Source organism: uncultured Gemella sp., from assembly GCF_963525165.1.
Classification (GTDB): domain Bacteria; phylum Bacillota; class Bacilli; order Staphylococcales; family Gemellaceae; genus Gemella.
On record NZ_CAURJN010000026.1, the window covers coordinates 18,564 to 29,646 of the forward strand.

General features: G+C 31.1%; 9 protein-coding genes. 2 read left to right on the top strand and 7 right to left on the bottom strand.

Annotated elements, in window-relative coordinates:
* Positions 1-30: 30 nt before the first annotated feature.
* Positions 31-846 carry an MBL fold metallo-hydrolase gene (locus RWQ74_RS06265; protein ID WP_314397417.1) on the bottom strand — a complete coding sequence of 272 codons (816 nt, stop codon included), beginning with the start codon at positions 844-846 and terminating at the stop codon, positions 31-33.
* 500 nt (positions 847-1,346) lie between these two features.
* Between RWQ74_RS06265 and trpB the strand changes: the two genes are divergently transcribed.
* Positions 1,347-2,555 carry a tryptophan synthase subunit beta gene (trpB, locus tag RWQ74_RS06270; RefSeq protein ID WP_314397418.1) on the top strand — a complete coding sequence of 403 codons (1,209 nt, stop codon included), beginning with the start codon at positions 1,347-1,349 and terminating at the stop codon, positions 2,553-2,555.
* Positions 2,556-3,711: 1,156 nt separating this feature from the next.
* Here trpB and RWQ74_RS06275 read toward each other — a convergent pair.
* The 6 genes from RWQ74_RS06275 to RWQ74_RS06300 all read right to left on the bottom strand — a co-directional run bounded on the left by RWQ74_RS06275 (position 3,712) and on the right by RWQ74_RS06300 (position 9,438).
* A complete protein-coding gene (locus RWQ74_RS06275; RefSeq protein WP_314397419.1) occupies positions 3,712-5,025 on the bottom strand; it encodes an amino acid permease in 1,314 nt (437 codons plus the stop codon).
* A gap of 876 nt (positions 5,026-5,901) precedes the next feature.
* Positions 5,902-7,101, bottom strand: coding sequence for an ABC transporter permease (locus tag RWQ74_RS06280; protein WP_314397420.1), 1,200 nt, complete (start codon positions 7,099-7,101; stop codon positions 5,902-5,904).
* A 2-nt stretch (positions 7,102-7,103) separates the two neighbouring features.
* A complete protein-coding gene (locus RWQ74_RS06285; RefSeq protein WP_314397421.1) occupies positions 7,104-8,006 on the bottom strand; it encodes an ATP-binding cassette domain-containing protein in 903 nt (300 codons plus the stop codon).
* 44 nt (positions 8,007-8,050) lie between these two features.
* Entirely contained in the window at positions 8,051-8,593 is a 543-nt protein-coding gene (locus RWQ74_RS06290; RefSeq protein ID WP_314397422.1) for a hypothetical protein, read from the bottom strand.
* Between the two features lie 4 nt (positions 8,594-8,597).
* The gene (locus RWQ74_RS06295; protein WP_314397424.1) at positions 8,598-9,113 is read right to left on the bottom strand and encodes a DUF2812 domain-containing protein; all 516 of its coding nucleotides are present in this window, start codon (positions 9,111-9,113) and stop codon (positions 8,598-8,600) included.
* Positions 9,106-9,438 carry a PadR family transcriptional regulator gene (locus RWQ74_RS06300; protein ID WP_314397426.1) on the bottom strand — a complete coding sequence of 111 codons (333 nt, stop codon included), beginning with the start codon at positions 9,436-9,438 and terminating at the stop codon, positions 9,106-9,108. Before RWQ74_RS06300 ends, RWQ74_RS06295 begins: the two co-directional genes overlap by 8 nt.
* Before the next feature lie 304 nt (positions 9,439-9,742).
* Between RWQ74_RS06300 and RWQ74_RS06305 the strand changes: the two genes are divergently transcribed.
* A complete protein-coding gene (locus tag RWQ74_RS06305; protein WP_314397427.1) occupies positions 9,743-10,549 on the top strand; it encodes a DUF6612 family protein in 807 nt (268 codons plus the stop codon).
* Positions 10,550-11,083 lie beyond the last annotated feature (534 nt).

Genomic DNA, 11,083 nt, shown 5'->3' on the forward strand with positions numbered 1-11,083 from the left:
ACATTTTTTATAAGTTGACCTTATTTCTTATTATATTTCTATTATCTTAGTTGGAATTACTGGATCAGTATCCATTATAATTATTTTATCATTACAATCGATAGTTTTATCAGCTTCTAAAACGCAATCTATATCCTTATGTTTAAGCGTCATATCCGCTGCCATACGAGCTAATTCCTTCGTATTGTTTTGCTCACTTAGGTGGGCTAAGAAGACATTTCTCGTATTATCTCCTACTATTTTCGTTAAATAATTGGCAGAATCTGTATTTGACAAGTGCCCCATATCTGATAGAATACGCTGTTTCGTCGTCCACGGATAAGGCCCACTAAGCAGAACATTCTCCTCATGATTACTCTCATAAACAATTGTATGAGAGTCCTTCACATAATCAATCATTTTATCAGATACATACCCCGTATCTGTAAGAATACTAACTCTTTTTCCATCACACTCAAAAGTATAAAATTGCGGATTTATAGCATCATGACTAACTCCAAAACTATTAACTACTACATCATCAAAAATTTTACTTTCTTCTTTTTCAAAATGAAATTTTAAATCTGAACTGATTTCACCACATTTCGACATATTCTGCCAAGTAAGGGCGTTGGCATATACAGGAATATTGTACTTTCTTGCTAGTACCCCTACTCCTTTAATATGATCAATATGCTCATGCGTTACAAAAATCGCATTTATATCTTTGATATCTCGCCCAATTTGCGCTAAGTTCTCTACTACTTTTTTCCCAGTCAGCCCAGCATCTACTAAGCATTTAAAATTATTATGCTCTATATAGATACTATTTCCACTACTACTACTGGCTAATACCGATAATTTCAAATTGCACCTCCATACCTGATTTTTTCACTTTTCTATTATATCACTTTTACAGCGGTTTAGGTAGAAAGAACTATCGCCTTGAACATTCCTAATCATCTCTTAATATATTTTAAGTAAACACTCCTTTAGAGTCTTGTTAAAATAGGCTACTCTTGTAAATTGTCAGAAAAATTTAAAAAATTATAAAAAAAGACTTGCATTCCAGAAAAATAATGTGTATAATAAAGACAACAAAACGAGAAGGAGGAACTACAAATGAAACAAACAACAACTTTAAAATCTTGGCAAAACTGGCGTAGATAATGTTGTGTGTATGTTTTTTATGACGTAGACGCAACTTTAGTGTACTCTAAAAAGTGTCTATGTCGGCTGTAGAAAAATCGTTTTAAAATCGTAAAAAAGGCCGTATAGAATTATTCTATACGGTCTTTCCTTTTTAGAGTAACACAAGTGTATTTATTTTAAAATCTTATTAAAAACTCGAAAGGAAATAAACAATTATGACAAACTTAGAAAATAACTTAAACAACTTAAAAGGATACTTTGGAGAATTTGGGGGAAGCTTCGTACCTGAAGTTGTACAAAAAGCTCTTGATGAACTAGAAGCAGCTTATGATAAATACAAAGATGACGAAGAATTTTTAGCAGAATATGCTCACTACTTAAAAGATTACTCAGGACGTGAAACTCCATTATACTATGCTGAAAGTTTAACAAATCACCTTGGGGGAGCAAAAATTTACCTTAAACGTGAAGATTTAAACCACCTTGGAGCACACAAACTTAACAACGTTATCGGACAAATCTTACTTGCAAAACGTATGGGTAAAAAGAAAGTTATCGCTGAAACAGGAGCAGGTCAACACGGTGTAGCTACAGCTGCTGCCGCTGCCAAGTTCGGTATGGAATGTGAAATCTACATGGGAGCTCTTGACGTAGAAAGACAAAGATTAAATGTATTTAGAATGGAAATGCTTGGAGCAAAAGTTCACGCAGCTCAAGAAGGAGAAAAAACTCTAAAAGAGGCTGTTGATGCTGCATTCAAAGCATGGATTGAGAACATTGACGATACTTTCTACGTACTAGGATCAGCAGTTGGACCTCACCCATATCCTACTATCGTAAAAGATTTCCAAAAAGTTATTAGTAAAGAAGCAAAACGTCAAATCCTAGAAAAAGAAGGACGTCTTCCTGACTTAGTAGTAGCTTGTGTTGGCGGTGGTTCTAACGCTATCGGTGCTTTCGCTGAGTTCATCCCTCACGAAGAAGTAGCGTTACTTGGAGTTGAAGCAGCTGGTCGTGGTCTTGATACAGATCGCCATGCAGCAACACTTACTCTAGGTACTGTTGGGGTTGTTGATGGTATGAAGACTTATGCATTATTCAATGAAGATGGTTCAGTAAAACCTGTTTACTCAATCTCTCCAGGATTAGACTATCCAGGGATCGGACCTGAACACTCATTCCTAAAAGATGCAAAACGAGCTGAATACGTAAGTGCAACTGACGATGAAGCTGTCGATGCTTTACTTCTATTAACTAGAACAGAAGGAATTATCCCAGCAATCGAAAGTTCACACGCACTTGCAGAAGTGATAAAACGCGCTCCAAAACTAGATAAAGATAAAGTAATTATCGTTAACGTATCAGGACGTGGAGATAAAGACGTAGCCGCAATTGCAGACTATTTAGAAAATAGAAATAAATAAGATAAATAAAGAAATGTTTAATACTATCCCTTAAGATACGTTTAAACATTTCTTTTATTACTAAAAATTAATTTCCATATTATTGTTAATTGCACCTAAAAAACAAAAGAAAGCACAATATATAGTATAAATTTATTAAAATCTAATATACATATTTTATCACAAAAATTATAAATAATATTAGTAATTACCCTATTATTTTATAAATTGTAATAATTAAACCGAATACTACTCCACTAATTAAAATAATATTTGTAATTAAGTCTTCATTCTTTTCTTTATTCTCTTTATTTTCTTTCAAATTATTTCTCCTTTTCTAAATTTCGTAGTAATTTGATTTTTATAAACTTCTTTTTAAAAAGTATACCACAAAAAACACCAATAACAAAACATCACATACTAGCTTTTCTAATGTGCGATGTTTGGAATTTACTTTAGTAGTATTACAAATTTTATCAGATATCAATCAATTCAATTACGACCTTATTTATTCATTGAACTTATTAGATATTTATGTTAAAATAAAATCATAAAAGAGAGAGCCGTTTTAAAGACGGTGACTTTAATTAAGAATTATTAAAAAATAATCATCTTAACCGGTCAAAGTATAAAGATGGTTATTTTTTATTGTCTTTTTTAAGTGCTGAGATACATACACCAACTACAGTTGCAATCAAAAGATTAACACCTATAATAGTTTGTATAATTTCAAACGCAGACAACTTGCTACTCCTTTCGTCCAGATTTTAGTGTATGCGGACATAGCACCATCCCCTTTCAAATTAAAGTAGCCACAGCAGTGGGAACTAGAAAAAGCAGATACTAATTTTTAGTACCTGCTTTTTAAGTTCCTGTTGCATACGCTATTCGTAATATTTTTCTTCAGTCTTTGACTTTGAAAAATAAACGACTACCGCAATCCTTATCAGAAGTTATTATACTCCCTAACTTCTCTCTCCGATTTTGATTATATCAAATTAAATATATATAATCAACTATTTATAAAAGTTGCTATATCAATGTTTTCAATTTGTCAATTATAGTAAATTTCACTCGCAAATTGAACATATTCTCAAGAAATTAATTCAGAAAATAGAAATAAATAATACAAAAACATCGCATACTAGGTTTTCTAATATGCGATGTTTCTTTTCTATTATTTTTTGAATTTCTTATGTAATTCTGTATAGAATAATAATCCTATTAACGTTAAAGCTATTCCTCCCATAGCTAATGACGTTTGTGAGATTAAAGTACTTACTAAAGTATAAACTCCACCAAGAATAGCTATTATAGGAACTACTGGATATAAAGGTACTCTATATGGTCTTTCTAATTTCGGTTCTTTTTTACGTAGTATAATTACCGCAAGGAATGTTGCTGTGTAGAAGAACCACATTACGAATACTAATAGGTCAGTTAACATATCAAAACTACCAGTTAACATCATTAAGAACGCTATTACTAAAAGTAATAATCCCGCATTGACAGGAACTGCTCCTTTATTTAACTTTGTCCATACATTTTTAAATGGAATCTGTTCACTTTTCGCCATTGCATAAGGTACACGAATTCCAGCCATTGAGAATCCGTTAATCGCTCCATATACACTTATCAGTATACCAATTGTGATAATTTTACCACCTATACCACCGAATAACTTTGTGGCAACTTCACTAGCTACAGTTTGATTACCTGCAACATGATCTAGTGGTAAAGTCATAAGGTAAGCAACATTTATAAGTACATATACAACCATAACAACCGCTAGTCCTAGGAAAATCGCTCTTGGTAAATCTTTTTTAGGATTTTTCATCTCACCTGCCATACTTCCTACATTCGTCCAACCTTCATATGCGAACATTGCAGCAAGTAAAGCTCCACCTAGCCCACTAGCGAATGAAATATCTTTCCCCGCTTCTATAGGGAATAATTGTAATGGTTGTGAATCGCTTTGGAATAATCCAAATACTATAATTACTATTAATGGGATTAATTTACAAATAGTAGCTACCGTCTGAATCATTCCTCCAATTTTTCCACCTAAAAAGTTTAGAAACATTAACGATGCTGCTGCAGCAATGGCTATAGGAAGATGCCAAATCTTATCTAAGTTTAATAAATTTAAAACTTGTGTAGAGAAGATAACCGCAAGAGCCGCTATCATCGCAGGGAAATAAATCACCGACTGAGCCCATCCTAATAAGAATGCTGCAGTTTTCCCATAAGTTCTTTCTATCCAAACGACCATCCCACCAACTTCAGGAATAGATGCCGCAAGTTCCGCAACGGTAAGACCTGCACAAATAGTAATAATACCAGCAAGAACCCATGCTAGTAATCCTAGACTCATCGTCCCTGTAGTTTTATAAATAACAGCAGCTTTAAAAAATACACCTGCTCCTATTACTGAGCCTATTACCGTCATAAAAGCCGGCATAAAGCCTATCGTCCTTTTTAGTTCATTCATTAAATAATCTCCTTATTTTACAGATTTTTTTATACCTAATTATAACCTTTTATACACTAAAAATAAAAAAGAAAAGACTCAAAATTTGAATTTTTTGAATCTTACTTCTAGTTCATTAAAAATAACACTTTTCTAAATATATAATTAAATTTTATATATTTATATTTTATTTATTTTGTATACGATAATTATTTCCATATGTAATTGTCATTTTTATATAATTTTTACTATTATTAACTATATTAAAATAATAATATTAATTCCTTAAAATCATTGATAATCACTAATTAATCTGATATAATCAAAATCGGAGAGAGAAGTTGGAAATTATAATACTTTCTACAAAGATGGTGGCTACTTTTTTACGAAAGGAGTTGGTGCTATGCTCACATACACTGAAAACTTGAAGAAGGGAGTAGCAAGTTGTCGGCATACGAAATTGTACAAACAATTATTGGAATAAACCTTTTAATTGTTTCAATAGTTAGTGCATGTATTATGGCATTAAAAAAAGACAATAAAAAATAACCATCTTTAAAACTTTGAACGGTTAAGACAGTTATTTTAAACTATAATTAATCAGAGTCACCGTCTTTTAAGTTAGTCGTTTATTTTTCAAAGTCAAAGACTGAAGAAAAATATTACGAATAATTTATACTACGACTACTATAATTTCTACGAACGCAGTGAGTTAAGAAATTATTAGTAAAGTCAGTGCAAACGGCCCTCTTTTATATGTCTATTATAACATAAATATAAAATAAGTGCAATGAATAAATAATACTACAACTAATTTTATGAATAGTCATCTTAGATACACAAAACACACCACATACTAGATAATCTAATATGTGGTGTTATTATATTTTATATTTTCTACTTCCCAAATAACAACTTGAAGAAGTTTAATTTTTGACCATATCTTAATGTTGCTAATCTATATACTTTAACACTTGCAAATGCTACAAGTAATGTAGTCACAGCTAATATACCATAAGATAACCCTAATTCTTGAATAGAAACGTGACTTATTGCATAACGCGTAAACATTACAAAGTATGATGTAAATGGAACATATGATAAAATTTCTGCAATTTTAGTATCTCCACTTGAACCCATAATATAGTAGTTCACAAAGAATGCACCCATAAATGTTAACATCGGTAAAGTTATCGCTCCGTTGACATCCTCAATCTTACTAACTAATGAAGCAAATGCCGCGTACATAAACATAAACATTACAAATCCAGTTAACGCAAACAGTAATCCGACACCAAGGACTTTCAAATCTACATTTTCTATAATGTGTTTGATGTTATCGCTATATCTAGAACCATTGATTTTTAGACCCGCGAATAAACCACCTATGATTAGGCCCATTTGAATAAGTACCGCAACAGATAAAGCTAATACTTTTCCTAAAATTAACGTTCTAGGATTCACAGTAACTACTAATAGTTCCATAGCTCTATTACTTTTTTCTTTAACAACATTTGTTGCAACTACACTACCAAACTGAATTACCGTCATATAGACAATAAATGTAAGAGCATAAACTACTACAACATTTACTACTTGAGTTTGAGCATCAGAATCTCCACTTACATTTACAGGTACAGGTTTAGGCAGATGTGATTTCACGTTAGTTACTTTATCATAATCTAAACCATTTTGTTTATAGACTAATTTTTCTACATTCTTTCCGAAAGCTTCTTTAAATTCGCTGCTATCTTTACTAAAGATAGATTGTCTAGATAAATATTCATAACTATCTTTAGTTAAAACAATACCTTCATCTAATTTTTTAGCTTTAATGTCTTTTTCTAAAGCCTCTTTACTATCGTATTTTTTAGCTTCTTTTAGATCATCTAATTTAATATTTGCATCTTTTACAACATATGCACTACGCGTGAAATTATCGTTACTATCGCCTTTAAAAAGATTACTGTTCGCAATCGACGGTATGAATGTTATACCTATAGCTATAATGAAATACACTGCCATAATAACCTTTGTTGATGTTTTGGCAAAAAATTGTTTTAATTCAAAATTAAATACTGTACTAAAATTTTTCATAATTACTTACCTACCTGTTCTTTGAAAATCTCTTCTAACGTTGGTTTATAAAGTTTAAATTCTTCTATATTAAACGTACTTCCAGCTAATCTTGCTAAAAGTTCTTTTTTAGCTCCTTCTTCTTTGAAATCAAGAAGCACTCCCTCTGGAACCAATGAATACTCAATATCTAGTGGCACAGCTTTAAGATTAGCAAGCAATTCCTCTTTCTCAAAACCGCTAACACTTAAGATCATTTTTCCATGTCCTAATTGTTTTTTAATATAATCTAAATTACCACTTAGAGTAATTTTCCCTTTTTCTAGTATATTAATATCCTCACAGAATGTTTCCACAACTGGCATTTGGTGAGATGAGAAAATAACAAGTTTATCTTTTTTAATAAAATCTGTAATTATTTCTTTTAACTTCGATACATTCACCGGGTCTAGTCCACTGAACGGCTCATCAAAAACAAGAATATCTGGATCATTCATTACACTTTGAATAATTTGAATTTTTTGTGCATTACCTTTAGATAATGTTTTTAGTGCTTGTTTATTATCTTCTAATTCAAAGTACTCTAACCATTTTTTCGCTTCTGTTTGCGCGGCTTTCTTCTTCATACCTTTTAACATTCCAAAGTACGTAAGTTGATCTACTAGTCCAACACCATCATACATTCCACGTTCTTCTGGTAAATACCCAATTTTCACCTTACTGTGATCTAAAGGTTTCCCATCTAATAAAATCTCACCTTTATCCGGCTTAAATATATCTAACAGTATTCTAAAACTTGTAGTTTTACCACTACCATTTCGTCCAAGGTATCCGTTAGCTACTCCACTTTTCGCTGTGAAGCTAACACCTTTAAGAACCTTTTTATTACCAAAGCTCTTCTCTACATTTTTAAATTCTAAAATCATAATCCATACCTCTCTTTCTAACTTTTTAAAAGTTAAATCCCCTTTTATTCTTCATTATTTTTTATTTCTTTTGTTAACTTGAAATATTTCGGTATGAACATTCCAAGCCCTCCTATACAGTAACCAAATATACCACCTATTAATCCACCTAGCAACATGGCTAACACATCAGGTATTCCACTATTAATTACCCATTTAATATTAGTAAAATACAATACCCCTATTATATTTATTAAAATAAATAAAACTATAAATCTTAACAATCTATATTTAACAATTTCTAATTCCGTCTCGGTATCAGTATATATCGGATAAGAACTCGAAGTCCCTTCAGCAAGTCTAAACAAATTATAAACTTGAAACTTATAAAGCTTCCAGCCGCTTGCTTTATAATACTCTTCTATCTCTGGTGTAAAGTTTTTATCAAAGATAAACTTATATTTCTTATCGCTAGTCTCTGAGACTTTCTTCATTCTAATTGCCACTATAGCCTCTTTATCATATTCATATCCCTCAGCAGCAAGGAGATTCATTTTATCCGCTACTTTATCATAGCTTATAAATACCGGAACATATTTATACTTCATAAATTCAATCCTTTCTTCTCTTCAAAAATAAATATTTTATAAAGAACGCTATGTTTACAGCACCTAGTCCTAGACCAAATCCAAAAAACATTCCTAAAATAAAATCTATTACTTCAGATGCCATTAAAAATTCATTTATTATGTGCGCCACCAAAGCTATAAAAAAGCATCCTAACATGATTTTCGCATTAAATCTTATTCTATATAGCCACATATATTCTTCACTCAAATTATCTGTATATAATGTAGTTGCCGTAGGTTCACCACGTAATATCTGCCAAAAAATACCATTTCTAACTACTTCCCAACCGTTAAATTCATAGAAATCTTCACGTTCAGCATCGAACTTTTTATCATATACCAGTTCGTATTTATAATCGGTTCTTTCTCCTTTTTCTAATAAAATTAAGAACCCCAGAAACTTTTTAAAATGCCAGCCCTTTGCACTATATCTTTCTAACTTTCTCATGAGTCTTTTATTTGTTAAAGCGAATGTATGTATCACCTTATATCTACTCATTACTTCCACCACCTATAAACTTCTTAGCTACATCAAGTAAAAACTGTCGAAGTTTTAAATCTTCCTCCAAAATTTCCATACCTTTTGGAGTAATATGATATTCTTTTTTCGAATTATCGATTTCTTTATCTTCAATCCAGCCTACAGAAACCATTTTACCTAAAGTTGTGTACATTGTCGCAGGTCCGATAATAATATTATTATCCGTAATTTCTGCCACCTTTTGCATTATTAAGTATCCATGAATAGGTTCTGTTAAAACTAGAAGTGTAAAAAATATACTATCTGTTAATTCGCCCGTTTCATAAGGGCTTAACTTTGCCATTTTATCCCTCCTAACTTAATTAGAGATACTCTTTTTATATATCCATCATCAATATATCTATCTTTGATATAATTATATATCCATCATTGATATAAGTCAATAGATTTTTTATAATATTTAAAAAAATATTATAAATAATAAACAAAAACATCTTCTTTATTCCACCCTATTTATTACAGATATTTTAAAAATATGCTTATAGTGTAGTAATATACCTTATTATATGGTAGAATATTCCTATAAAATAAATATTTATTGAAATAGACTATTCACGTCTATTTTACTCAAAGTTAAGGAGAGACAAATGACAAAATTATTAAAAAAATATCTATTGATTATTGCAACAGTTATCCTGTCAGTTACTTTAGCTGCTTGTAGCACAGGCGCTTCTACTGAACAGATTATCAATAAATCAATAGAAGCATCTAAAAATCTAAAAAGTACTGACTTTGTAGCAACTAACAGTTCTGAAATCTTAGTTGGTGAACAAACTCAAACAGTTGAAAATACTGTATCAGGATCTCTTATTATCGATCCATTCGCAATGAAAGCTACTACAGAAGTAAAAGCTCAAAATCAAAGTCAAACTTTAGATCTTTACATTAAAGACAGTACTGCTTATGCAAAATCAACTGGACAAGATAAGTGGGTAAAAAGTGCAAACAACAATATCACAGCTCAATTCGAAAATCTTAAAAAAATTGCCAACTCTGAGCAAATCCTAGATTTTTACAAAAAAATCATCAAAGATTTCAAAAAAGCAGAAGAAAACGGAAATTATGTACTAACATATACTGGAAGTGGAGATCAATTTAAAGAACTTATGGTTGCTGTTGCTAATACATCTTCTGGAAACGAAGTTAATGCTGAAGCATTTAATAACGTAGAATTTAAAAATGTTTCAATCAAACTTGTTGTTACTAAAGACTTCACTCCTGTTACTAACGAAGTTACTATGGAGCTTGCTACTAAAAACACATCAACTCCAACTACAATGAAAATCAAACAAAACATCAAATACTCTAACGTAAATAACGTTAAAGAAATCAAGCTACCTGATGAAGTGAAAAATGCTAAAGAAGTAGCAACTGATGCTCAGAAACAACAATAATTAAATTACCTACTTACTAAAAATATAGTAAGTAGGTTTTTTATCGATTGACATCTTGCTACCATATATGAAAATTAAGGTTAAATTTTTAGATACTTTATTTTAATATTCAAGTTTATGTAAATATAGCCTTTCAGTTTACAATGCTCTTTTCATCTAGTATAATAATAGGTACGATTAAAATATTAGGAGGTATTTTCATTTTATAATTATAGCGCCCGAACTAAGTTCTAAGGGTTAAATTGAATTTAGTTGACGAGGAAAAAAGTTATCGAAAATTCGGCGGATGCTTTTTCGGAACCAGAGAGTTTCGTTAGATAATGTACAATGGGGTAGATCTTAATATTTCTAGGAACGAAGAGACGACGAAATATTTAGATATAGCGTATGCAACAGCAACTTAGTTTTTAAGGAAGAATGACGCTAAAAACTTTAGTTGCCACTGCTGGGGTAGATCTTAATATTTCTAGGAATGAAGTGACGACGAAATATTTAGATATAGCGTATGCAACAGCAACTTAGTTTTTAAGGAAG

What these genes read in the sequence shown, in the direction of transcription:
- trpB (WP_314397418.1), top strand. Translation starts at nt 1,347, where the DNA reads ATGACAAACTTAGAAAATAACTTAAACAACTTAAAAGGATACTTTGGA.
- RWQ74_RS06275 (WP_314397419.1), bottom strand. Translation starts at nt 5,025, where the DNA reads ATGAATGAACTAAAAAGGACGATAGGCTTTATGCCGGCTTTTATGACG.
- RWQ74_RS06280 (WP_314397420.1), bottom strand. Translation starts at nt 7,101, where the DNA reads ATGAAAAATTTTAGTACAGTATTTAATTTTGAATTAAAACAATTTTTT.
- RWQ74_RS06285 (WP_314397421.1), bottom strand. Translation starts at nt 8,006, where the DNA reads ATGATTTTAGAATTTAAAAATGTAGAGAAGAGCTTTGGTAATAAAAAG.
- RWQ74_RS06290 (WP_314397422.1), bottom strand. Translation starts at nt 8,593, where the DNA reads ATGAAGTATAAATATGTTCCGGTATTTATAAGCTATGATAAAGTAGCG.
- RWQ74_RS06295 (WP_314397424.1), bottom strand. Translation starts at nt 9,113, where the DNA reads ATGAGTAGATATAAGGTGATACATACATTCGCTTTAACAAATAAAAGA.
- RWQ74_RS06300 (WP_314397426.1), bottom strand. Translation starts at nt 9,438, where the DNA reads ATGGCAAAGTTAAGCCCTTATGAAACGGGCGAATTAACAGATAGTATA.
- RWQ74_RS06305 (WP_314397427.1), top strand. Translation starts at nt 9,743, where the DNA reads ATGACAAAATTATTAAAAAAATATCTATTGATTATTGCAACAGTTATC.